The 21,564-nt window shown below is 63.9% G+C and carries 21 protein-coding genes; 11 read left to right on the top strand and 10 right to left on the bottom strand.

Features of this window, described 5'->3' with window-relative positions:
* Positions 1-4: 4 nt before the first annotated feature.
* Genes KIH45_RS04690 through leuC form a run of 4 tightly spaced genes read right to left on the bottom strand, consistent with a single transcriptional unit; the run spans position 5 to position 3,999 of the window.
* Positions 5-1,132 (bottom strand): zinc-binding dehydrogenase, encoded by a 1,128-nt coding sequence (locus KIH45_RS04690; protein ID WP_213174852.1) that lies wholly within the window; start codon positions 1,130-1,132, stop codon positions 5-7.
* Positions 1,129-1,983: an isocitrate lyase/PEP mutase family protein gene (locus KIH45_RS04685; protein WP_213174851.1), complete on the bottom strand. Its 855-nt coding sequence runs from the start codon at positions 1,981-1,983 to the stop codon at positions 1,129-1,131. The genes KIH45_RS04690 and KIH45_RS04685 overlap by 4 nt, the downstream gene beginning before the upstream one ends.
* Positions 1,976-2,590: a 3-isopropylmalate dehydratase small subunit gene (locus KIH45_RS04680; RefSeq protein WP_213174850.1), complete on the bottom strand. Its 615-nt coding sequence runs from the start codon at positions 2,588-2,590 to the stop codon at positions 1,976-1,978. Before KIH45_RS04680 ends, KIH45_RS04685 begins: the two co-directional genes overlap by 8 nt.
* The gene (gene leuC / locus KIH45_RS04675) at positions 2,587-3,999 is read right to left on the bottom strand and encodes a 3-isopropylmalate dehydratase large subunit (RefSeq protein WP_213174849.1); all 1,413 of its coding nucleotides are present in this window, start codon (positions 3,997-3,999) and stop codon (positions 2,587-2,589) included. Before leuC ends, KIH45_RS04680 begins: the two co-directional genes overlap by 4 nt.
* A gap of 285 nt (positions 4,000-4,284) precedes the next feature.
* Here leuC and KIH45_RS04670 point away from each other — a divergent pair, with 285 nt between their 5' ends.
* On the top strand, positions 4,285-5,091 hold the full coding sequence (locus KIH45_RS04670; protein ID WP_213174848.1) for an IclR family transcriptional regulator domain-containing protein: 807 nt from the start codon (positions 4,285-4,287) through the stop codon (positions 5,089-5,091).
* 82 nt (positions 5,092-5,173) lie between these two features.
* Here KIH45_RS04670 and KIH45_RS04665 read toward each other — a convergent pair whose 3' ends face one another.
* Together KIH45_RS04665 and KIH45_RS04660 are read right to left on the bottom strand one after the other, a co-directional pair.
* Positions 5,174-6,373 carry an FAD-dependent oxidoreductase gene (locus KIH45_RS04665; protein WP_213174847.1) on the bottom strand — a complete coding sequence of 400 codons (1,200 nt, stop codon included), beginning with the start codon at positions 6,371-6,373 and terminating at the stop codon, positions 5,174-5,176.
* Positions 6,374-6,393: 20 nt separating this feature from the next.
* Positions 6,394-6,681 carry a DUF1330 domain-containing protein gene (locus KIH45_RS04660; RefSeq protein ID WP_213174846.1) on the bottom strand — a complete coding sequence of 96 codons (288 nt, stop codon included), beginning with the start codon at positions 6,679-6,681 and terminating at the stop codon, positions 6,394-6,396.
* 221 nt (positions 6,682-6,902) lie between these two features.
* Here KIH45_RS04660 and KIH45_RS04655 point away from each other — a divergent pair, with 221 nt between their 5' ends.
* The 4 genes from KIH45_RS04655 (at position 6,903) to KIH45_RS04640 (ending at position 11,652) form a co-directional block, all read left to right on the top strand.
* Positions 6,903-8,405 carry an aldehyde dehydrogenase family protein gene (locus KIH45_RS04655; RefSeq protein ID WP_225899680.1) on the top strand — a complete coding sequence of 501 codons (1,503 nt, stop codon included), beginning with the start codon at positions 6,903-6,905 and terminating at the stop codon, positions 8,403-8,405.
* A gap of 110 nt (positions 8,406-8,515) precedes the next feature.
* Positions 8,516-9,733: a class I SAM-dependent methyltransferase gene (locus KIH45_RS04650; RefSeq protein WP_213174845.1), complete on the top strand. Its 1,218-nt coding sequence runs from the start codon at positions 8,516-8,518 to the stop codon at positions 9,731-9,733.
* A gap of 16 nt (positions 9,734-9,749) precedes the next feature.
* The gene (locus KIH45_RS04645) at positions 9,750-10,088 is read left to right on the top strand and encodes a hypothetical protein (protein WP_213174844.1); all 339 of its coding nucleotides are present in this window, start codon (positions 9,750-9,752) and stop codon (positions 10,086-10,088) included.
* A gap of 7 nt (positions 10,089-10,095) precedes the next feature.
* The gene (locus KIH45_RS04640) at positions 10,096-11,652 is read left to right on the top strand and encodes an FAD-binding oxidoreductase (protein ID WP_213174843.1); all 1,557 of its coding nucleotides are present in this window, start codon (positions 10,096-10,098) and stop codon (positions 11,650-11,652) included.
* A gap of 28 nt (positions 11,653-11,680) precedes the next feature.
* Here KIH45_RS04640 and KIH45_RS04635 read toward each other — a convergent pair whose 3' ends face one another.
* Positions 11,681-12,190: a VOC family protein gene (locus tag KIH45_RS04635; protein WP_213174842.1), complete on the bottom strand. Its 510-nt coding sequence runs from the start codon at positions 12,188-12,190 to the stop codon at positions 11,681-11,683.
* Positions 12,191-12,402: 212 nt separating this feature from the next.
* On the opposite strand from KIH45_RS04635, the gene KIH45_RS04630 reads away from it, so the two are divergent.
* From KIH45_RS04630 to KIH45_RS04610, 5 genes are all read left to right on the top strand, one after another.
* Positions 12,403-13,161, top strand: coding sequence for a maleate cis-trans isomerase family protein (locus KIH45_RS04630; RefSeq protein WP_213174841.1), 759 nt, complete (start codon positions 12,403-12,405; stop codon positions 13,159-13,161).
* A 62-nt stretch (positions 13,162-13,223) separates the two neighbouring features.
* Complete coding sequence (locus KIH45_RS04625) at positions 13,224-14,138, top strand: polysaccharide deacetylase family protein (RefSeq protein ID WP_213174840.1); 915 nt, start codon at positions 13,224-13,226, stop codon at positions 14,136-14,138.
* Positions 14,138-15,301: an FAD-dependent monooxygenase gene (locus tag KIH45_RS04620; RefSeq protein WP_213174839.1), complete on the top strand. Its 1,164-nt coding sequence runs from the start codon at positions 14,138-14,140 to the stop codon at positions 15,299-15,301. Before KIH45_RS04625 ends, KIH45_RS04620 begins: the two co-directional genes overlap by 1 nt.
* A complete protein-coding gene (locus KIH45_RS04615; RefSeq protein WP_213174838.1) occupies positions 15,298-16,788 on the top strand; it encodes an aldehyde dehydrogenase family protein in 1,491 nt (496 codons plus the stop codon). The genes KIH45_RS04620 and KIH45_RS04615 overlap by 4 nt, the downstream gene beginning before the upstream one ends.
* A gap of 2 nt (positions 16,789-16,790) precedes the next feature.
* Complete coding sequence (locus tag KIH45_RS04610; RefSeq protein WP_213174837.1) at positions 16,791-17,495, top strand: hypothetical protein; 705 nt, start codon at positions 16,791-16,793, stop codon at positions 17,493-17,495.
* Here the strand turns inward: KIH45_RS04610 and KIH45_RS04605 are convergent, their stop codons facing one another.
* Together KIH45_RS04605 and KIH45_RS04600 are read right to left on the bottom strand one after the other, a co-directional pair.
* Positions 17,496-18,419: a hypothetical protein gene (locus tag KIH45_RS04605; RefSeq protein ID WP_213174836.1), complete on the bottom strand. Its 924-nt coding sequence runs from the start codon at positions 18,417-18,419 to the stop codon at positions 17,496-17,498.
* Positions 18,383-19,702 carry a replication-associated recombination protein A gene (locus KIH45_RS04600; protein WP_213174835.1) on the bottom strand — a complete coding sequence of 440 codons (1,320 nt, stop codon included), beginning with the start codon at positions 19,700-19,702 and terminating at the stop codon, positions 18,383-18,385. Before KIH45_RS04600 ends, KIH45_RS04605 begins: the two co-directional genes overlap by 37 nt.
* A gap of 143 nt (positions 19,703-19,845) precedes the next feature.
* On the opposite strand from KIH45_RS04600, the gene KIH45_RS04595 reads away from it, so the two are divergent.
* Positions 19,846-20,304: a hypothetical protein gene (locus KIH45_RS04595; RefSeq protein ID WP_213174834.1), complete on the top strand. Its 459-nt coding sequence runs from the start codon at positions 19,846-19,848 to the stop codon at positions 20,302-20,304.
* Here the strand turns inward: KIH45_RS04595 and KIH45_RS04590 are convergent.
* Positions 20,301-21,503, bottom strand: a complete 1,203-nt coding sequence (locus KIH45_RS04590) for a glycosyltransferase family 4 protein (protein WP_213174833.1) — start codon at positions 21,501-21,503, stop codon at positions 20,301-20,303. The two genes, KIH45_RS04595 and KIH45_RS04590, sit on opposite strands and share 4 nt — an antisense overlap.
* Positions 21,504-21,564 lie beyond the last annotated feature (61 nt).

The following is a 21,564-nucleotide window of genomic DNA, read 5'->3' as shown; positions in this document are numbered from 1 at the left end:
CCGATCAGAACAGGATGATCTGGCGGACACCCTGTCCGTCAGCCATCCGGTCCATCATCGCGTTCAACTCACCCAGTTCATGGGTCGACGTGATGAGCTTTTCGACCGGCAGCTTACCCGCACGCCAAAGGGCGATGTAACGCGGGATGTCGCGCGCCGGGATCGACGATCCCATGTACGAACCGATCAGGGTCTTGCCCTCTGCCACCAGCGACACGGCGGGAATGCCGAAGGTCTGGTCGGGGGCGGGCAGGCCCACGGTCACGATACGACCACCGCGCCGCGCAGCGCGATAGGCGGTTTCCAGCACGCGCGCGTGGCCTGCGGTTTCGATCACCACGTCGGGCCCTGCGGGCATCTCGCGCTTCATGACCGCTTCCAGATCGTCGGGAGCGACAGCGTAAGCGCCGACTTCCTCGGCAAGCCGCAGCTTTTCGACCACGGGATCGACGCCGATCACCTTGGCTGCGCCACTTGCCAATGCGCCCATGACGGCGGCAAGGCCGACCCCGCCAAGGCCGAAGACGACGACCGTTTCGCCAGGCGTGATCTTCGCGCTGTTCATGGCCGCACCAACGCCGGTCAGCACCGCACAACCAAAGACGGCGGCGATCTCTGCCGGGATGTCGGCATCGACCTTCACGGCGGAGCGGCGATCGACGACAGCATGGCTGGCAAATGCCGACACGCCGAGGTGATGGTGCACGTCATGCCCGCATTCATGCAGGCGGAAGCCGCCGTTCAGCATCTCGCCCTTGCCGTTGGCGGCTGCGCCGCGTTCGCAAAGGTAGCCTTCGCCCGACTGGCACGGCACGCACTGTCCGCACGACGGCAGGAAAGCCAGGACGACACGGTCGCCCTTGGCATAGCCCGTGACACCGGGGCCGACCTGTTCGACGATGCCGGTGCCTTCGTGGCCCAACGCCATGGGCATTGGACGGGGCCGGTCACCGTTCACGACCGAAAGGTCGGAGTGACACAGCCCCGCCGCTTCCATGCGGATCAGCAGCTCGTCCTGCCCCGGAGGGTCAAGATCGAGCGAGGCGACGCGCATCGCCTCGTTCCGCACGTATGGGCGGGGGTTCTCTCCCGATCGGTCGAGAACCGCCGCCGTGATCTGCCGGGTTTTCATCGCGCCCACTTGCGGTCGAATTCCCAGACGTGTTCGAAGCCGATCAGGCCGCAGAATTCCTTGAAGTTGAACAGCGGCACATCGGCAGGCTCACCGTCCAGATCGTCGCGAAGGCGGGTCAGCGCGGTTTCGGCGGCCTGCGCCGCGACAAGGCTGGTCAGCGAGGGGTAGATTGCAAAGGCAAAGCCGATCTCGCCCAGCACGTCGCCCTTCATCGGCGGGGTCGACCCGCCATTGGCCATGTTGACCAGAACCGGCTGTTCGAAAGTCTCGCAGACCTTGCGCATTTCCTCTTCGCTTTCCAGCGCTTCGGGGAAAAGGATGTCGGCACCGGCCTTGGCATAGGCTTCAAGACGGCGCAGCGTGCCGTCGAGACCTTCGGCTTGGCGCGCATCAGTGCGCGCAATGACCAGCATTTCGTCACGCGCCTCGACCGCGACCTTCACCTTCTCGACCATGTCCTCGATGGGCACGACGCGGCGGCCGGGGGTGTGGCCGCACTTCTTGGGGAATTCCTGGTCCTCGATCTGGATGGCCGAGATGCCGGCGCCCTCATAGCCGCGCACGGTGTGATCGACGTTGAGCAAACCGCCGAAGCCCGTATCGGCATCGGCGATCAGCGGCAGGCCGGTGGTCGTGCGGATCGTCTGCATCCGGTCCAGCATCTGGTTGTAGGAAACAAGGCCGGCATCGGGCAGGCCGTACGCCGAGGCGGTCAGCCAGTAGCCGCTGCCATAAAGCACGTCGAAACCGACTTTCTTTGCGACGACCGCCGTGATCATGTCCTGGACGCCGGGGACGACGAAGAACTCGCCGGTGGCCAGCTTGTCGCGCAGGGTGGTGTCAGACATTTTCGGTGATCTCCTGTTCGGTTTCGTTCGCCCAGAGCCACGGTTCGGCAACGCGCTGGCGCTTTTCGAAACGGGCGATCTGCTGTTCGTGAAGGGCAAGGATGCGGGTGGTCTCGTTCCACCCGTTCAAAAGGCTCTCGCGCTCCGCCTCTCCGATGGAGAACGCGAACGTACCCGCGCTGCACGCGACGGTGCGGCCCACCAGATCGACTTCGATCCGGTCTCCGGCCTGCGCTGCGGCGTGCAGGGTTTCGGCGACGTCTTCGGTGACCACGCCTGCAACGATGCCGTTGTTGGCGCAGTTGCCGCGGAAGATTTCTCCGAAAGAGGTGGCGAAGATCGCGCGCACGCCCAGATCGGCAATGGCCCAGACGGCGTGCTCGCGGCTGGAACCGCAACCGAAATTGCGGCCCGCGATCAGGATCGGTGCGCCGGTGCCTGCCCCGATGCGGGTATCGCCGCCGGCGACACGGTCGGCAAAGGCGTATTCACCAAGCCCGTCGCGGCTGGTGATGAGGAGGAAGCGCGCCGGATAGATGATGTCGGTGTCGACATCGTCATCGGGCAGCGAGATCGCCTTGGCGGCAAGGGTGTCGAAAGGTTTCATGACGTCTTTCTCGGGTCCGCGAGATGGCCGGCGATGGCAGAAGCCGCGACCGTGGCCGGGCTGGCAAGATGGGTGCGGGCACCGGGGCCCTGCCGCCCTTCGAAATTGCGGTTGCTGGTGGATGCGCTGCGCTTGCCGGTGGGCACGGTATCGCCGTTCATCGCAACGCAGAGCGAGCAGCCGGCCGAATGCCATTCGAAGCCTGCCTCGGTAAACACGCGGTCCAGCCCTTCGGCTTCTGCCAGCGCCTTGACCTGCCCCGATCCGGGTACGACGATCGCCTGCACGTGCGGCGCGACTTTGTGGCCCTTCACGATACCAGCGGCCTTGCGCAGATCCTCGATCCGCCCGTTGGTGCAGCTTCCGATGAAAGCGAAATCGATTTGGGTGCCGAGCAGTGGCTTGCCGGGTTCGAGACCCATGTAATCCTGCGCCTTGGCGTCGCGCGATCCGGCGGCGGGGGAGGGCAGGGCCGTGTCGATTGGTGCAACCTGATCGGGCGAGGTGCCCCAACTGACGTGTGGCGCGATTTCCGACGCGTCGATCACGACCGTCTTGTCGAAATGCGCGCCCGCATCGCTTTTCAGCGTCTTCCAATAGGCGAGGGCCGCATCCCAATCCTTGCCCTTGGGCGCGCGGGGGCGTTCGGCGAGGTATTCGAAAGTTGTGTCATCGGGCGCGATCAGGCCTGTGCGTGAACCGGCTTCGATCGCCATGTTGCACAGGCTCATCCGCGCTTCCATCGATGCGCTGGCGATGGCGTCTCCGGTAAACTCGATGGCATAGCCGGTTGCGCCAGCGGCCCCGATCTGGCCGATCAGGGCAAGGATCAGGTCCTTGGTCGTGACGTTGTCGTCCAGCTTGCCGTCAAAGCGGACCTGCATCGTCTTCGCCCGCGTCTGCCAAAGGCACTGGGCCGCCATGACGGTGCCGCATTCGCTGGCACCGATGCCGAAGGCCAGCGCCCCGAAAGCGCCGTGGGTGGCGGTGTGGCTGTCACCGCAGACCAGCGTGATGCCGGGAAGAGTGAAACCCTGTTCGGGCGAAATGACGTGAACGATACCCTGCCGCACATCATCGAGGTCCAGCAGTTCGATCCCGAATTCGCCGCAGTTACGGCGCAGCAGGTCCACCTGGTCGCGGGCAAGCCCCGGAGGCAGGGGCAGCGCGCGATTGCGGGTCGGCACGGCATGGTCGGGCACGGCAAGGTTCGTTGCGGGGCGGCGGACCGACAGGTCGTTCGCGCGCAGCAGTTCGAAGCTTTGCGGCGTGCTGACTTCGTGCAGCAGGTGGCGATCGATGTAGAGCAGGGCGCGCCCGTTCGGGTCCCCTGCCACGACATGGCGGGTCCAGAGACGCTCATACAGAGTGGCGGCGCCGGGCGATTCGAAGGGTGTCTGCTCTCCCATGACCCTGCGATGGCGCAGCTTTGGTGCTTTCGCGACAAATCAGACGGCCCTGTCCGACGCGCGGATAGTCAGAGGGCGGAAACGATGTCCTGAATTTTATAAGACATTGAAAGTATATGTATATTATTTCCGATCGAGCCAGTCGTGCCCGACAGGCGATCAGTGCGATCGGCTTTTTGACCCTCGCTTTTTATCCGCAGTGCGGATAAATGTTCCGAAGGGCGGATGATCGCACAGCGGAACAGTCATGTTCACGGATGTGTAACACAGCCATAGGACGGACATATGGAACGAGGTGTACCCATTCGATCGGTCAGCAGGGCGATCGGCGTATTGCAGGCAGTCAACCAGCTGGGATCGCTGTCGATGATGCAGATCGCCAAGCGCGGCAACCTGCCTTACCCGACGGCCTGCCGCATCGTGCAGACGCTGATCCACGAAGGCTTGCTGGAACAGGAACCTGCCCGCAAGTACTATCGCCCGACCGCGCTGGTGCAGTCGCTTTCGCAGGGCTTCCAGGCCGATAGCGTCGTGGTCGAAACTGCCCGCCGCCACATTCGCGCACTGACCCAGAAGATCGGCTGGCCGGTATCGGTCACGGTTCGCGTCGGGACGCAGATGGTGGTGCGCGATTCTACGCACGCCGATACCTCGCTGACCTTCGAACGCTATTATCCGGGCTTCCGCCTGCCCCTGATGGATTGCGCGTCGGGCCGGGTCTGCCTTGCGCACATGTCGCAGCAGGAACTGGATTCGGTCATGGGCTGGATCTCGCTCGTCGGTGCGCCGGAAGAGCAGGAGATGACCGCCTATGTTTCGGTCAACACGCTGAACAAGATCCGCGAAGAAGGCTACGCGGCGATCGGCTGGGGCCAGCACAACCTGACGCCGGGCAAGACGTCGTCGATCGCGGTTCCGATCTTCGTCGATGGCAAGTTCGAAGCGGCGCTGACGCTGATCTACTTCGCCGCCGCCATGAAGCAGGGCGAGGCGATCGAGCGTTATATCGACGATCTCAAGACCTGCGCCGAACAGATCTCGGAAGAGCTTCGCGAGGGCGGGGACGACTACCTGCTCGAGGCAGCGGAATAAGCAAAAAGTAACCGGCCGGACCGCGATCGTAGAAGGGTACGAAAGCGGCCCGGCCGGGCCTTAAGGCGCGAGGGATCGGCGCCTAGTCGATGGCTTCGGCCCGCTCGAGGCTTTTGAACATGGCCTGTTCGAGCATGTATTCGCGGCGAGCGTCCGCATCCTGCAGCAGCTTTTCCATCTGAGCTTCGCGGGCGGTGACCGCGTCTTCGAACGCGTGCTTGTTCGCGATGGTCTGCTTCTGGACGAACTCGCGGGTGATGGTGCGGCGCTGGCGGTCGTACCGGTCCAGCAGGGCATCGGCATCGCCGTTGTCGAGATAGATCTGGCACAGCTTGTCCGACAGGTTCATCGCATCGTGGATGCCCGAATTCATGCCGAAACCGCCCAGCGGGTTGTTGAGGTGCGCCGCATCGCCGGCCAACATCACGCGGCCGCGGCGGAACGTCTTGGCCACGCGCTGGTGCACGCGGTAGCAAGTGCGGTGATAGGTCGGCACCTTCTCGTTCGTGCCCAGCAGTTCGGCAAAGACCGCGTCCTTGCGTTCGTCGCTGGTGACGTCCGCATCAGATGCATCGGCATCCTGCGGGACAAGCACGCGCCACAGGCCCGGCACCTTCAAAAGCACCCACCATTTCGGCTGATCGGTCACGTAGTTGACCTGCTGCAGCCATGGGAGGTGTTCTTCGATCGGGTAGTCGGTGGACAGCGTCAGGAAGCTTTCGGGATAGGTAAATCCGTCGAAGCCGACGTTGAGCCACTTGCGCACGGTGGAATTGCCGCCATCCGCGCCCACGAGGTAATCCGCGTGGAACAGGCGAATGTTGAACGGCCCTTCGACCGAGACATGTACGCCGTTGGCGCCTTCGTCGAAATTTGCGACGCGGTGCGAGAACAGCACTTCGGCATTCGGCATCGCGTCCAGCTTGGCCGCGATCAGGCGGGTCAGCTTGTACTGCTCGCACTGCATGCGGAAGGGATAGGGCGTCTTGTCCTCCAGCTCGGTCATGTCGAGACTGTAGAACTTGTCGGTTCCGATATTGCCGTACTGGTAGATCGGCGCCTTCAGGCCCTGTGCCATCAGGTCGTCGAGCAGGCCGAGCGATTCCATCATTTCCAGCGTCGGCGGATGGAAGGTCGAGGCGCGCATGTCTTCAAGGCAACCCGGCGCATTTTCGATCACGCGGACAGAAATGCCCTTCAGCGCGAGCGAGTAGGCCAGCGTCATGCCGACCGGCCCGCCGCCAGCGATCAGAACGTCGGAACGAACGTCGTCAAAAGCCATCTTCAAATACCCCCGTTCGCTCAATCGATCAGCAGGCGGATGCGTGCATCCGCTGCGCCTTCACGCAGGTCCTTGCCATGCTGGTAGCGGTCCGATGTCAGGTAGGCGCGGGCGCTTTCCGCGTCGGGAAAGCGCGTTACGACAACCCGTTCGTTCGGGTCGACGTCACCTTCGAGAATTTCGGCCACCGCGCCCTTTACGACGGATGCACCACCGAACTCCTCGGCAAGTCCCTTGATCGCCGCGCCATAGGCGGCAAACTTTTCCGGGTCCGAGATCGTGACCGTGGCTACGACATATGCGGGCATGGCAACTCCTGTTATTCCCCTTTCGCATAAGCCAGCTTTGCCGCTCGTAACCCGTCGATGAACGCGGTGTCCGCGCTGCGGAGAAACGGCGGACCATCGGCGGCGGCGCGCGCCATGCGTGGCAAACAGGTTCGGCAAGGAACGAGCGTCCGCCCGGTGTGCAGGCGCGCCCGGGCCGGGCGGAAAACCCCGTCCTACCGAAACGAGAGACAGGAACGATCATGCAGATTGCCCCCCAACCCACCTCCGAAGCCGTCAAGGCGCTGCTCGACCGGGCCGGTGAAGCGAAGATGCTGATCGGCGGGGAATGGACCGGTGCCGAAGGCGGCCGGACGATCGATTCCATCGACCCTGCAACGGGCAATGTGATTTCCACCGTTCCCGATGCCAGCGCCGCCGACGTCGATGCCGCCGTTGCTGCTGCGGCCAAGGCACAGCCGCTCTGGGCCGAGACCACGCCCGCTGCGCGCGCTGCTATCCTTTGGAAGATTGCCGACCTGATCGAGTCGAACATCGACGAACTGTCGGAGCTCGAATCGCTTGATCAGGGCAAGCCGCTTTACGTTGCGCGCTGGGCCGAAATTCCGGGCGCGATTTCGCAGTTCCGCTTCTTTGCAGGGCAGGCGATGGCGATCGAGGGCAAGACGATCACGCCGTCAATCACCTACCAGCCCGAAGGCAAGGAAGTGCAGGCCTGGACTTATCGTGAAGCGGTGGGTGTCGTGGCTGCCATCGTCCCGTGGAACTCGCCCATCGTGCTCACCGCGATGAAGCTCGCGCCCGCTTTTGCCGCAGGTTGCGCCGTCGTGCTTAAGCCTGCCGAGGATACCTCGCTATCGGCGCTGCGCCTTGCCGAGATTATCGAGGAGGCGGGGCTTCCCGCAGGTGTTCTCAATGTCGTGACCGGACGCGGGGCCGAATGCGGTTCGGCGCTTGCCGCACACCCCGGTGTCGACAAGGTCGCCTTTACCGGCAGCACCCAGACGGGCCGTGCGATCCTTGATGCGTCCAAGGGCAACCTGAAGCGCGTCAGCCTTGAACTGGGCGGTAAATCGCCGGTCATCGTCATGGGCGATGCCGATCTTGATCTTGCCATTCCGGGAGCGGCCAACGCGATTTTCTTCAACGCCGGGCAGGTCTGCGTCGCGGGATCGCGCGCCTACGTTCATTCATCGGTCTATGACCGCGTGGTGGAGGGTCTGGCCCAATATGCCGGCGGCATGTCGATGGGCCACGGCCTCGATCCCGCGACTCAGATGGGCCCACTGGTTTCGGCCAAGCAGGCAGAGCGTGTCGGCGGTTTCATCGAAGGCGCCTCGAAACAGGGCGCCAGCATCGTCGCGGGCGGCCAGCGCACCGGCCCTGCGGGCACGTTCATCAGCCCGACCGTGGTTGCCGACGTTGCCGCCGACATGGACATCGTGCGCGAGGAAGTGTTCGGACCCGTCCTTGCCCTGCAGAAATTCGATGAGGTCGAGGAAGTCGTCGCTGCGGCTAATGACAGCATCTACGGCCTGGCCGCCGGCATCTGGACGGAATCGCTTTCGAACGCGCACCGCCTGTCGCGCCGGATCAAGGCCGGCACGGTCTGGATCAACAGCCATTCGATGTACGATCCCTCGCTGCCCATCGGCGGCATGAAGCAGTCGGGCTATGGCCGTGACAGCGGGATCGAGGCGCTCAACAACTACCTTGAAACGAAGACGGTGTGCGCCGTCCTTTGACGCGCATGCCGCACCGGGCCTCTCCGCAATGCGGATAATGCAGGGCCTGCTCGCGCCACAGGGCGCTCGTGAGTTATGCTCTGCCAGACACGATTCAGGATACTCTGACCATGCTAAACACCTTCCAGCAGATCCGGCACGACATGCTGCCGACGCCGACGCCGCAGGAGGCATCGCGCCAGGAATTCGCCAAGAGCCTGAAGCACTTTGTGCAAAAGGGTCTTCTGCCCGGCCTAGGCCCGATTTTTGAAGGCCGCGCCGCTCCGTCCTATTCCAAGGAAACCGGCAAGGTTCCGGCCAACCGCCACGACATTCGCAAGGCGATGGTGACCGACCCCTATTTCCGTCACTACGCGGCGGTAAACCGCATCAGCCAGGAAATGCTCTGGGATAGCGTGATCGATTCGATCGAGCGCGAGCAGGAGCTTTTAAACAAGAGCGCGTCGGAGCTGTCGGCGAAGAACGCTGGCCAGCTTGTCGTTCCCGAAGATTTCGTGCCGCCGCGCTATGTCTCGGCGCTCGACATCCACTGTATGCCGGGCGGCTATTGCGGTGACGAAGAGACCGGCGACGACGTGTCACTGGGCGTGCTCTACGATCGCGGCGTGTACCTCTACTCGATGGGCTATACCGGCCCGTTCAACGACGACATGGGACGCTCGGTCTGCAATTACCTGAAGCGCAACATGCCCGACTTCAAGCCGAAGCGGATCCTCGACATGGGGTGCACGGTCGGTCACTCGACGCTTCCCTACAAGGAGCTGTTCCCGGACGCGGAAATCTGGGGCATCGACGTAGGCGAACCGATGATCCGCTATGCCCACGCCCGTGCAGGCGCGATGGGTCTGGACGTCAACTACGGCGTCATGAACGCGGAAGAGACCACGTTCGAGGATGAAAGCTTCGACCTCGTCGTCAGCCACATCCTGCTGCACGAAACCAGCGGCAAGGCGATGCCGCGTATCTTCAAGGAATGCCATCGCCTGTTGAAGCCGGGCGGGCTGATGATCCACGCCGATCTTCCGCCGTTCGACCTGATGGACCCGTTCACGCAGTTCATTCTCGACAACGAGACGTACTACAACAACGAGCCGTTCTGGGGCGCGATGCGCGATCTGGACCAGATCAAGCTGGCCAAGGACGCAGGTTTCCCCGCCGATGCGATCAAGTTCGATACCGCGCCGATGGCGGTGATGGAATTCGCCGCTGCCTCGCAGGGCGGTTACAACGAACAGACCGCTTCCGGCGTTGCCGATCGTGACTTTACGGCAGGCGAATTCGCACCCGGCGGCGGCTGGGAAGTCCTTATCGCGCAGAAAGCCGGTTGAAGGCGAAAGACGAGACATGATGAAGCGTGAAGCACAGGGCAAGCGCCCTTCGTTCTATGAAGATCCCTCGCTGGACCAGATGATGTCGATGATCATGGTCCTGGCCGGTGAAGTGTCCGTCCTTGCCGACGAGCTTGATTCCACGCACCGCGTGCTGAAGGCCAAGGGCATCGATACGGCTGCGGAAATCGCGCAGCTTGAACTCGACGATGCCGCGCTCGAAGTGCGCGAGGCACGGCGGCAGGAACTGCTGAACCGCATGTTCTACCTCGTGCGCAAGGAAGCGGCCGAAGCCGCGGCCAGCGAAACGCGCGAAGGCTATCTCGCCACGATCGACGCGATCGCGGAGGGCTGAGGCCATCATGTCGAACCTTGCCGAAGCCTTCGCCGCAATCGTCGGCGCGCCCAATGCCCTGTCTGGCGAAGACGTCACCGCATGGGCGACCGACGTCTATCGGGCCAAGGAACTGCCCGCGGCAGTCGTGCGGCCCGCTTCGGTCGAGGAACTGCAGAAAGTCGTCGCTCTGGCCGCGGAAAAGGGCCTGTCCTTTACTGTGCGCGGGGGCGGGGCGTCCTATACCGATGCCTACAATACGGTTTCGGCCGATCACGTCCTGATCGATACCGGCAACCTGAACCGGATCGTCGAGATCGACGTGAAGGACGGTTATGTCACGGTCGAGGCCGGTGTCACTTGGGCTGCGCTGTCCGAGGAACTGGCCAAGCACGGGATGCGCACGCCGTTCCGCGGGCCGTTTTCGGGTCTGAAAGCGACCATCGGCGGGTCGATGTCGCAGAACTCGATCAGCCACGGATCGGGCGCCTATGGCATTTCGGCTGAATCGGCGCTCGCGTTCGATATCGTGCGGGCAGACGGCACCTTGCTGCGCACCGGTTCGGGCGCATTCGGCGAAGCACCGTTCGCACGCCATTGCGGCCCCGACGTCACCGGCCTGTTCACGGGCGACGGTGGCATGCTGGGCGTCAAGGCGCGCATCACTCTGCCGTTGATCGCCATGCGCGAGGCGCACCGCGTCATCTCGTTCTCGTTCCCCGACTTTGCCACGATGCACGAATCGATGCGCCGCATCGCGATCGAGCGGATCGAGGAATCGCACTTCTCGCTCGACGCTGCGCTTTCGCAGGGCCAGATCGCGCGGCAGGACCGTGCGGGCGGCGCGCTGAAGATGGCGCTTTCGGTGCTGCGTAGCTCCCCCTCGCTCGTATCGGGCGCAAAACAGGTCATGGCCGCCGGGCTTCTCGCCCGCGGGCAGATCGCGCGTTCGGCTTTCATGACGCACTATATCGTCGAAGGGTTCGACGACGGTGAGTGCAAGGCCAAGCTTCACCGCCTGCGCGAACTCGTCAGTGGTCTCGGCAGTGAAATGGCGGCGACCGTTCCTGCTGTCGTCCGGTCGATGCCCTTCGCACCGTTTTACAACGTGCTCGGTCCGCAGGGGGAACGCTGGGTCCCGCTGCATGGGATCCTACCGCACGGCAAGGCTGCCGAATTCCACGACGCGCTGGAAGCCTTCTACGCCGAACGCAAGGCAGAGATGGACAAGCACGGCGTCTGGGCCGGCGGCATGTTCTCGACAGTCGGGTCCAGCGGTTTCCTCTACGAAATCGCGCTCTACTGGCCGGACGAGCAGACCGCCTATCACAAGGCTAACGTGCCTGCCGATTACCTCGCGACGGTGCCGACATATCCGGCAAACCCGGAAGCGCGCGCCTATGTCGACAAGCTGAAGGGCGAGCTGGTCGCGCTATACGACAGCTTCGGTGCGATCCATTTCCAGCTGGGCCGTGCCTATCCCTATCGCGACAGGCTGAACGAACCGGCGCGCGAACTGGTCGACGCGGTGAAGTCCGCGATGGACCCGCAGCGCAAACTGGCGCCGGGGCTGCTCGGATATTGAGAAGCCCGGCGCCTGCCTGCTGACTGTATCAGCCGGCGGGGTCGACTTCGGGGCCGGTTTTTTCCTGTTCGACCGGATCGGTCTCGACAAGGTTGATGAAGATGCCGTCGGGATCGCGCAGGCATACTTCCAGCTGCGAACGATGGTCCATCGCGAAAGTCTGCGGCTCGGGCGCCCAGGTCGCGCCTGCTGCGCGTAGCCGGTCCATCGTCGCCATGATGTCGGTGACGTAGAACACCAGCGTAACTTCGCCGATGCGGGCAGGGCCGGTCGCGGGCGGCACTTCCTCGGCTTCACCCTCAAGCTGGAACAGGCCGACCATGCCGTAATTGGGGCCGGGGCGCTTTAGAATGCGGATGGAGAAGGGGCGATTGTCGGTAAAGCCCAGGATCGCGGTGGCCGAAGGATGGTCTAGCCGCCCTTCGAAATAAGTCTCGGTCAGGCCGATCTCGCGGTAGAAACGGGTCGATCGTTCGAGATCGCGGACGAAGATCGTGCCGCGGATCAGGGCAGAGGAACGGGGCTGTGCGTCGGTCATCGGCTTTTCAAAAACTCCCATGTGGTAAGACGGGAGACTGAAGCCGCTGCCGCTCTGCGGCTATTGGCCGCCGCGCCCTGTCCGACTGGCGGATAGGTCGCCTCCGGCTGCTGTCTTTCGATGCGTTGCCTCGCCGAAAAGACGATGACCGGACGCTCCTGAAGTCAGGGGGCTCCGACTGGATCGTATTGCCTCGAAAGGACCGGAAGACCATGACCGACTCGCTTGGCCACCGCATGAAATTCGCCGTTGTCGCCCCGTCGACCAACACCAGCGTCCAGCCGGAATACGATGACATGCGCCCGCGCGGCGTAACGAACCACTTCGCCCGCATCTCGATCCCCGACACCAAGGTGACGGACGACGAAAGCTTCATGGTCATGCTGGAAAACATTCGTTCCGCGACCGAGGAAACCGTCGACGTCGCCATGTCGATGGACCCGGGCTGCGTCATCATGGGCATGTCGGCAGAGACATTCTGGGACGGTGCCGAAGGCGCTGACCGCCTGCACAAGCGCATGGTCGAACGGACCGGCGGCGTGCCGGTCATCATGGGTTCGACCGCAGTGGACGCGGCGGTGAAGGCCTATGAAACCAAGGTCGGCCCGATCAAGAAGCTCGGCATCCTGACGCCCTACGCCCCTGTCGGCGACGCCAACGTGAAGCGTTTCTTCGAGGACCAGGGATACGAGGTCGTGAACATCATCGGCCTGAAATCGCAGTCGCCGATGCTGATCGCGCATGAGGACAAGCAGAAGCTGAAGCGCACGGCCATCGCCGTCAGCGAAGGCGTCGACGCGATCATTCAGTGCGGCACCAACCTCGCTTTCGCCGAAGTCGCCGCGATGGCAGAATTCTGGCTGGAAAAGCCGGTCATCGCCATCAACACGGCGACCTACTGGCACGCACTGCGCACGATGGGTATATCCGACCAGATGGATGGTTTTGGCCGACTGCTGAGCGAATTCTGATCGCGACTGCCAAGACTGTCCCTATCCCCCGGCGGGCCGTCCGCCATCCAGGAGTTGAGTAAATGGAATACGATTACGTCCCCTTGCCGCAACGCAAGCCGCTAAAGTGGCCAAACGGTGCGCGGGTGGCCCTGATCCTGACCTTCAACCTGGAAACCTGGGATCTGACGAAGGACACGGACAAGCCCTATTATGCGGGTGGTCCCTCGATCCTTCCGGACATCCTGCCAGGCAATACCGCCGACTTCCCGAACTTCACCTGGCGCGAATATGGCCAGCGTGTCGGCATCTGGCGCATGTTCGACCTGTTCGACAAGCTGGGCGTGAAGGCCAGCTGCACGACGAATGCCGTCACGTTCGAACGCCGCAAGGCGATGACCGACGCGGTGCTGGAACGCGGCTGGGAACTGCTGACCCACAACTGGGAGCAGGGCGAACTGCTGACCAACTTTGCGCACGATCCTGAAAAGGAGCGTGAGGTCATTCTGCGCACGCTCGAACAGTTCGAAAAGTACACCGGCCGCAAGTCCAAGGGCTGGCTGTCGTCGTCGCTGCGCGGCACGCCGCGTACGGCCGACATCCTCGCGGGTGAGGGCTGCACTTTTTACTGCGACATCATGAACGACGATCAGCCGTACCTGCTGCGGACGGAAAACGGCCCGATCGTGTCGGTGCCCTATTCGAACGAGATCAACGACTTCACGTTCATCACACGCAAGAACTTCACCACCGACCAGTTCCGCGACGCGCTGATCGAAGAACTCGACGTGCTGTATGAAGAAGGTGCGCAATCGGGTCGCATCATGAATGTCGGCCTGCACCCCCACGTGACGGGTCGCGCGCACCGCGTTCGGGCGCTGCGCGAATTCATCGAACATGCAAAATCGCTTCCGGGCGTCTGGTGGGCCACGCGCGAGGAAATCGCCGAATGGTATCTCGCCAACCACGAAAGCCACATCGAAGGACAACTGGGCTGATGCGCGATCTGGACATCATCGTCGCCGGTGGCGGCATCGGCGGGTTGACCGCCGCCATTGCGCTGCTGCGCGCAGGCAACAAGGTCCGCGTTTTCGAAGCGGCGCGCGATTTCGGTGAGGTGGGCGCGGGCGTTACGCTGGCCCCGAATGCCATGCTGGGCTTTCAGGCCCTTGGCCTTGGCGAGAAGATCGAGGCGCAGGCGATCAGTCCGACCCGGCAGGTCGTGCGTCACTGGCAGGACGGGCGCGTGCTCAAGGCGCTCGACCGCGGTGACGGCATGCGCGAAAAGTATGGCGCGCCCTATCTCTACATCCACCGCGCAGACCTTCACGCAATCCTGCTGGACGCAGTGCGGGAACTGGGCGGCGAAACGCTGACTTCTGCCCGTGTCGAAGGCGCTGGTTTTGACGGTGATCAGGCCTGGATCGAGCTTGCCGACGGCACGCGCCAGACAGCCGATCTGGTCGTCGGCGCCGATGGCGTCCGCTCTGCCGTGCGCGGCATTTACGAACCGATCTCGGCCCACTTCACCGGCCACATTGCGTTCCGCGGCATCGTGCCGGTGGACGAAGTGATGAAGGACTTTGCCGAGAACCCCGGCAACATCATCGGGCCGGACCGGCTTGTCGTCTGGTATCCGCTGCGTGGCGGCACGCAGCTCAATCTCGTGTTCTTCGCCCGCGAAGAAGGCTGGACCGAAGATGGCTGGACGATCCCCGCCACGCGCGACGAACTTCGCCGCATCTTCGACGGCTGGTGCGAACCTGTGCGCCAGATGATCGACCGGCTTGATGAAGAACGCCTGTTCAAGTGGGCGATCAATGCCCGCACCGCGCTTTCGGGTTGGAACAAGGGCGGCCGTATCACGCTGCTGGGCGATGCAGCCCATGCGATGACCCCGTTCATGGGGCAGGGCGCGTCGAGCGCGATCGAGGACGCGGTTGTCCTTGCCCGTGCGATTTCCGATTCAGAAACGCTGCCCCGCGCGCTGGAACGCTATGAAGCCGCTCGGCTCGAACGTGCGACTTTCATTCAGCAGGAATCGAACGACAACGCGAACCGCCTGCAGTCGAAGGACGCGGACTCCTTCGACAAGAAGGAGCTGCGCAACGAGGAAACGCTAGGCCTCTTCGCCTATGACAGCGCGACGGTGCCCGTATGATCGACAAGGCCAGCCAAACAACGCGTGACGCCATCGCGGCGGGCTTCCCGCTGCTGATCGGCGGGCGCGAGACCCCCGGCCATGCGGGCCGCACGATGGCCAGCACGGACCCGGCAACGGGTGAGGTAATCGCCGAATTCGCGCTGGGCGATGCCGAAGACGTCGGCGAAGCAGTCGCGGCGGCAAAGGCCGCGTTCCACGGTCCGTGGTCGCGCCTGTCGAACATGCAGCGCGCGGATCTGCTGCGCAGCCTTTCGCGCAAGATTGCCGAGAACGCAGTTCTGCTGGCCGAACTCGAAGTGCTCGACAACGGCATGCCGCGCATGCTCGCCGATCAGATCGTCGGCAACTGCGTGCATCTGTTCGAATATTACGCAGGCTGGGCCGAACGGATCGAGGGCACCACGACCGAAGCTCCGCCGCACGTGCTCGCCCAGGGTGAGGCGCTGACCTACACGCTGCGCGAGCCGGTCGGCGTGGTCGGCCTGATCGTGCCGTGGAACGTGCCGCTGTCGATGGCCTGTCTGAAGCTGGCGCCTGCACTGGCCGCCGGTTGCACGACCGTGCTGAAGCCTGCGGAGGAAACGCCGCTTTCCGCCGTCGTGCTGGGCAGGCTCATCAAGGAAGCCGGTTTCCCTGATGGCGTCGTCAACGTCGTCAACGGCCTTGGCGCAGAGGCGGGCGCGGCCTTGGTTGCGCATCCGGACCTGTCGAAGATCGCCTTCACCGGTTCGACCGAGGTGGGCAAGATGATCGCCCGCGAATGCACCGACAGCCTGAAGAAGGTGTCGCTGGAACTAGGCGGCAAGTCGCCCGTCGTGGTCTTCCCCGATGTCGATCTGGCCAAGGCGATCCCGGGTGTGGCGATGGCGACGTTCTTCCTTCAGGGGCAGAACTGCATGGCCGGCACGCGCATCTTCGTGCATCGCGACATCTACGAACCGCTGCTCGCAGGGCTGGCTGAATTCACCGCGAACATGCAGATGGGCCACGGCCTTGAGGCTGGCACGATGCTGGGCCCGCTGGTTTCGGCCAAGCAGCAGCAGCGCGTTATGGAATATGTCGAGGATGGCAAGTCCTGCGGCGCCCGCCTGATCGTGGGCGGCGAGGCATGGCAAGGTCCGGGCAACTTCGTCCGCCCGACGATCTTCGCCGATGTCGATCCGTCGATGCGTATCGTGCGCGAGGAAATCTTCGGCCCCGTCATGGCGGTGCAGCCGTTCGACACCGACGATCTGGACGAGATCGCGGCCATGGCCAACGACAGCCCCTATGGCCTGTCGGGCAGTGTCTGGACCCGCGACCTGTCGAACGCGCACCGCATGGTGTCGCGCATCCGTTCGGGCCATGTCTCGATCAACTGCCACGGCGCGGTTGCCTCGAACATTCCGTTCGGCGGGTACAAGCAGTCGGGCTGGGGCCGCGAGTTCGGGCGTGAGGGCATGGACCTTTACCTCGAAACCAAGGCCGTGACGGTCGCGCTTTGAGCATGGCCGACTTTAGCCCCCGCCGCCACGCAGGTCGCATCCACTACGTCAAGGATGGCACGATCCACGGGCGAGAGGACTTCGCCATCGACGTGCGCGCCGACGGACGCACGATCCGCTCCTATTGCGAGATCGACGACGACGACCTGACCCGCGATGCATCGTGGACGCTGGGCGTTGATCACGCGCCGGTCGAAGGCCATGTGCGCGTGGTGCAGGGCGGCAAGATGACCGGCAGCGCCTGGTATCGTTGCACTGCGGAGGAGACCGAGTGCGAATCCCTGACCGCATCGATGGGCCGCACGTCCCAGCGCCTGCCGGGGCGGGCGCAGTATCTGGGGCTGCACCCGCTGGTGGGCGACGGCATGATCGCGCTTGCCCGCGGCACCGACGAACCCGGTACCGAGCGGATGATCGAAAGCGTCACCTGTTCTTACGACATCAACGGCGAGACCAGCCTTGTCGCGCTGCCGATTGCGATCGGCGTGACTTACGTCGGCAAGGACACCGTGACGGTTCCTGCGGGTGAGTTCGAGGCGGATCGCTATGAACTGCGCTGGCAGCCGCATTGGCCGCCCGCCTACCTTTGGGTGCATGGCGAGGACGCGCTGTTCCTGCGCCTTGCGTGGGAGTTCTCGGGGCTGGATTCGCAGCTTGTCCGGTACGGCACCACCGAAACGATGGTCTCGCCCCAGTTCGAACACTGATCACGGCGCGCCGAAGGTCCATCCTTCGGTTCTCGCGATATGGTCCGTCAAAGCCGCGGGCGACCACAGCTCCGTGACTTTCGCGGCATTGCGCAGCCATGCGGCGGTCAGTAGCGCGTCCGAGGCATGGTCGGTCACCGGCCCTGTCTTGCCGATGGGCGGCGAACCCAGCACCTGTAGCGCTGCGTCTAGATCGCCCATGTCGCGAATCTTGCTGCGCCCTGCGGCCCGCGCGGCGCTGACGGCGGAGATCGCGGTGTAGATCTCGACGATGACCGAGCCGGAAGCTGGCAGGGGATCGACGGGCCAGACCGGTATCGCGCCGTCCAGCCGGTGCAGCACGCGCATTCCCGTGAGGCTCGACTTGCCGACTTGCGCCGCCCCTACGAGGTTGAAGTTCGAATAGGGCTTGCAGCCCAGCGCTTCCTGCGCGCGTTCGGTAACGCGGAAACGCCCGCGCCTGCTGTCGGCGTCGGGGGCATGGAACCGGTCCCCCTCGCGCCCGCCGTGCCGCCGGTAATAGCGCGAGAGTTCGGGGTGGTCGACGAAACTGGAGGCGGAGAGGTGCTCGTCACCAGCGCAGATTTCGTCGATCATCCGCCACAAGGCCCTGGCATCGCCCGGGCTGTCTTCCCAGCCGGGAAAGTACGCACCGCAATCGGCAAACGGCAGCGAAATGCCAAGGTCCATCCCGACAAGCGTATCGTCGGGCAGGTCTTCCTTCAGCAAAGCCAGAACATCGGCGCGCGACCAGGCGCAATCGGGTTCCACCAGCAGCGGCGGCCCGCCATTAGCCACGGTTATGGCAATCGCGATACCCTTCTGTCGCGGGCCCGCTGCGCCCGACCAGTCTATGGCGACAAAGTGCCGGAAGTCGGGTGCAGGGATCAGCCCTGCCGCTCCCGCCGCTTCTTTTCCCACCATTCCATCCTCTCGATCACCTGCCGCTCGAACCCGCGGGGGACGGGGTGGTAGTATTCGGTCCGCTCCATCCCCTCGGGCCAGTAGTTCGCGCCCGAAAAACCGCCTTCGGCATCGTGGTCGTAGGCATAGTCCTTGCCGTAACCGAGGTCCTTCATCAGCTTCGTCGGCGCATTGAGGATATTTTGCGGGGGCGACAGGCTGCCGGTTTCGCGCGCGCTTTTCCACGCGGCTTTCTGCGCCTTGTAGGCCGCATTCGATTTGGGCGCGGTGGCGCAGTAGAGGCAGGCCTGCACGATGGCGAGTTCGCCCTCGGGACTGCCCAGAAACTCATAGGCGTCTTTGGCGGCAAGGCACTGGACCAGTGCCTGCGGGTCGGCGAGCCCGATATCCTCACTGGCGAAGCGGACGATGCGGCGCAGGACGTAAAGCGGTTCCTCGCCGGCCGTCAGCATTCGCGCCATCCAGTATAGCGCGGCCTGCGGGTCGGAGCCGCGCAGCGATTTGTGTAGCGCGGAAATCAGGTTGTAGTGCCCGTCGCGGTCCTTGTCATAGACCGCCAGTCGCCGCTGCAGGAACTTGCGCAGGCCATCAGTGTCGAGCGGCGTGTCGATCTTCGCCGCGTAGAGCGTTTCGGCCTGATTGAGCAGGAAGCGCCCGTCGCCATCGGCACTCGCGACCAGCGCGGTGCGGGCTTCAGCGTCGAGCGGTAGCGGGCCCGCCAATTCCTCTGCCCGGTTGAGCAACTGGTCGAGGGCTGCCTCGTCCAGCCGTTCGAGCACCAGAACCTGCGCCCGCGACAGTAGTGCGGCGTTGAGCGCGAAGCTGGGGTTCTCTGTTGTCGCGCCGACGAGCGTCACCGTGCCGCGCTCCACGAAAGGCAGGAAACCGTCCTGCTGCGCGCGGTTGAAACGGTGGATCTCGTCCACGAAGAGCAGCGTGCGCTGACCCGCGGCCTGCGCCTTCTCGGCCTCGGCGAAAGCCTTCTTAAGGTCCGCGACACCGGAAAAAACCGCGCTGACCGCGGCAAAGCGCATACCGACGCTGTCCGCCAGAAGGCGCGCGATGCTGGTCTTGCCGGTGCCGGGCGGCCCCCACAGGATCATGCTGGTAAGCCGGCCTGCCGCGACCATGCGACCGATCGTGCCTTCCGGTCCGGTCAGGTGATCCTGCCCGACGACATCGGCCAGAGTGCGCGGGCGCAGGCGATCGGCCAGCGGCGCGTCTTCGCCCGGTTCGGACTGGCTTGTGGGCGGGGGTGCATCGGATTCGAAAAGGTCGGTCATCGCTCCTGCCAATCTAGGCGCGCCGGATGAGATTGCGAGGGGACGGCATATTGCGGGTGTGGGTAACGCGCAGTCCATCGGTTTGCCTGTTGGCACGCTTGTCGATAGCCTCGCGCGCAGGGATCGAGGAGGGACTACGGACCATGACCGCATCCGATCGAGTAAAGACGCCGACCAGTTTCTGGATCGTCGCATTCCTGAGCCTGCTGTGGAACGCCTTTGGCGCCAATGACTATGTCCAGACGCAGACCGGCAACCGCTCTTACATCGAAGGCATGACGCAGGGGACGGGGCTGACCGTCGATCAGCTCATGGAATACTACAACGGCTTTCCCGCGTGGATGGACGCTGCCTGGGCACTGGGCGTGTGGGGGTCAGTGGCAGGGTCGGTCCTGCTGCTGCTGCGCAGCCGGTTCGCGCTTCACGCTTTCCTGATCTCGCTGGTCGGACTGGTATTTACGACCGCTTGGACGATCGCGAGCCCTATGCCGGGGCAGACGTCGATGCTGGTGCCGATGATCTTCACGGTCGTCATCTTCGCCGTGCTGATCGCGCTGATCTGGTATTCGCGCCGGATGTACGCAAAGCGTATTCTGGCCTAGCCGCGCTCCTCCAGCAGTCGCTGATAGGTATCTGCGACTGCCTGGTTGATCGTGTCCCATGCAAAGTCGCGGGCGCGCATCTCGCCCGCCTTGCCATGCGCGCGGGCCAGCGCGGGATCGGTGAGGTAAGCCTGTAGCGCGTCGGCAAACGCGGTAACATCGCCCGGTTTTACCAGTGCACCCGAAATGCCATCGGCGACAAGGCTCTCGCTGCCCGTCGCCGCCGCTGCGACGACCGGCAGTTCGCAGGCCATGGCTTCAAGCGTCACGTTGCCGAACGTTTCGGTGATGGAGGGATTGAACAGCATGTCCATGCTGGCAACCGCCCGGCCAAGGTCCGCGCCGCTCTGGTGGCCAACAAACACGGCGCCCTTGCCATCGTCGGCGGCCAGATTCTCTTCGAACCAGCCACGCGCCGGACCTTCGCCGATCACCAGCACGCGGTGCGCGACGCCGCGTTCGCGCAGTTTGGCGATCGTTGCGGCAAAGACGTCGAGGCCCTTTTCCATGACGAGGCGGCCAAGAAAGCCGACGACCTTTTCGTCGTTCGCAATGCCGAGCGACTTGCGCCACTCCATGTCGCGCGCGCCGGGGTTGAATACGTCGCGGTCCACGCCCCGGGTCCAGAGCGAGACGTCGTCGCTCATCCCCTGTTCCTTGAGCACGCGGACCATCGATTCCGACGGCGCGACCAAGGCATCGCAGCGGTTGTAGAACCGGCGCAGCATCTTGACGACCAGCGGTTCCAGAAAGGCCATGTTATAATATCGCGGATACGTCTCGAACCGGGTGTGGACCGAGGCGAGGACCACCACGTCACGATCGCGCGCCCACGACACGGCGCGGTGGCCGACGACGTCGGGGCTGGCCACGTGGACGATGTTGGGATCGAATTCATCGAGGTTGGCGCGGACCGAAGGCGAAAGCGCCAGCGGGAAACGGTATTCTGCGCGGCCCGGAATCGCAAAGGACGGTACGCTGATCAGCGGCCCGGTCGCCTCGAACGCGGGGTTTTCGACCGTCGGCGAATAAGTGCGCACTTCCGCGCCCTGGCGCAGCAGGTAATCGACGAGGCGGTTCAGTGCCTGGTTCGCACCGTCGCGTACATAATTGTAGTTCCCGCTGAACAGCGCGACGCGCAGGCCCTTCAAGGGCGCGGCTTTGGCGGTATCCGTGGTCGAGGCGGCGGTTTGCGACATGGCGAAGCGCCTTAGCTTTCGTCGCGCGATTTGGCGAGGGGGTCGGTGACAATATGCCTCG

Source organism: Croceicoccus gelatinilyticus, assembly GCF_018398395.1.
GTDB classification, from domain to species: domain Bacteria; phylum Pseudomonadota; class Alphaproteobacteria; order Sphingomonadales; family Sphingomonadaceae; genus Croceicoccus; species Croceicoccus gelatinilyticus.
Note: the sequence above shows the minus strand (reverse complement) of the source record. Positions and strands in the feature narration are given on the sequence as shown.

Excerpts from the sequence above, each read along its gene's own strand:
- KIH45_RS04690 (WP_213174852.1), bottom strand. The coding sequence starts at position 1,132 with ATGAAAACCCGGCAGATCACGGCGGCGGTTCTCGACCGATCGGGAGAG.
- KIH45_RS04685 (WP_213174851.1), bottom strand. The coding sequence starts at position 1,983 with ATGTCTGACACCACCCTGCGCGACAAGCTGGCCACCGGCGAGTTCTTC.
- KIH45_RS04680 (WP_213174850.1), bottom strand. The coding sequence starts at position 2,590 with ATGAAACCTTTCGACACCCTTGCCGCCAAGGCGATCTCGCTGCCCGAT.
- leuC (WP_213174849.1), bottom strand. The coding sequence starts at position 3,999 with ATGGGAGAGCAGACACCCTTCGAATCGCCCGGCGCCGCCACTCTGTAT.
- KIH45_RS04670 (WP_213174848.1), top strand. The coding sequence starts at position 4,285 with ATGGAACGAGGTGTACCCATTCGATCGGTCAGCAGGGCGATCGGCGTA.
- KIH45_RS04665 (WP_213174847.1), bottom strand. The coding sequence starts at position 6,373 with ATGGCTTTTGACGACGTTCGTTCCGACGTTCTGATCGCTGGCGGCGGG.
- KIH45_RS04660 (WP_213174846.1), bottom strand. The coding sequence starts at position 6,681 with ATGCCCGCATATGTCGTAGCCACGGTCACGATCTCGGACCCGGAAAAG.
- KIH45_RS04655 (WP_225899680.1), top strand. The coding sequence starts at position 6,903 with ATGCAGATTGCCCCCCAACCCACCTCCGAAGCCGTCAAGGCGCTGCTC.
- KIH45_RS04650 (WP_213174845.1), top strand. The coding sequence starts at position 8,516 with ATGCTAAACACCTTCCAGCAGATCCGGCACGACATGCTGCCGACGCCG.
- KIH45_RS04645 (WP_213174844.1), top strand. The coding sequence starts at position 9,750 with ATGATGAAGCGTGAAGCACAGGGCAAGCGCCCTTCGTTCTATGAAGAT.
- KIH45_RS04640 (WP_213174843.1), top strand. The coding sequence starts at position 10,096 with ATGTCGAACCTTGCCGAAGCCTTCGCCGCAATCGTCGGCGCGCCCAAT.
- KIH45_RS04635 (WP_213174842.1), bottom strand. The coding sequence starts at position 12,190 with ATGACCGACGCACAGCCCCGTTCCTCTGCCCTGATCCGCGGCACGATC.
- KIH45_RS04630 (WP_213174841.1), top strand. The coding sequence starts at position 12,403 with ATGACCGACTCGCTTGGCCACCGCATGAAATTCGCCGTTGTCGCCCCG.
- KIH45_RS04625 (WP_213174840.1), top strand. The coding sequence starts at position 13,224 with ATGGAATACGATTACGTCCCCTTGCCGCAACGCAAGCCGCTAAAGTGG.
- KIH45_RS04620 (WP_213174839.1), top strand. The coding sequence starts at position 14,138 with ATGCGCGATCTGGACATCATCGTCGCCGGTGGCGGCATCGGCGGGTTG.
- KIH45_RS04615 (WP_213174838.1), top strand. The coding sequence starts at position 15,298 with ATGATCGACAAGGCCAGCCAAACAACGCGTGACGCCATCGCGGCGGGC.
- KIH45_RS04610 (WP_213174837.1), top strand. The coding sequence starts at position 16,791 with ATGGCCGACTTTAGCCCCCGCCGCCACGCAGGTCGCATCCACTACGTC.
- KIH45_RS04605 (WP_213174836.1), bottom strand. The coding sequence starts at position 18,419 with ATGGTGGGAAAAGAAGCGGCGGGAGCGGCAGGGCTGATCCCTGCACCC.
- KIH45_RS04600 (WP_213174835.1), bottom strand. The coding sequence starts at position 19,702 with ATGACCGACCTTTTCGAATCCGATGCACCCCCGCCCACAAGCCAGTCC.
- KIH45_RS04595 (WP_213174834.1), top strand. The coding sequence starts at position 19,846 with ATGACCGCATCCGATCGAGTAAAGACGCCGACCAGTTTCTGGATCGTC.
- KIH45_RS04590 (WP_213174833.1), bottom strand. The coding sequence starts at position 21,503 with ATGTCGCAAACCGCCGCCTCGACCACGGATACCGCCAAAGCCGCGCCC.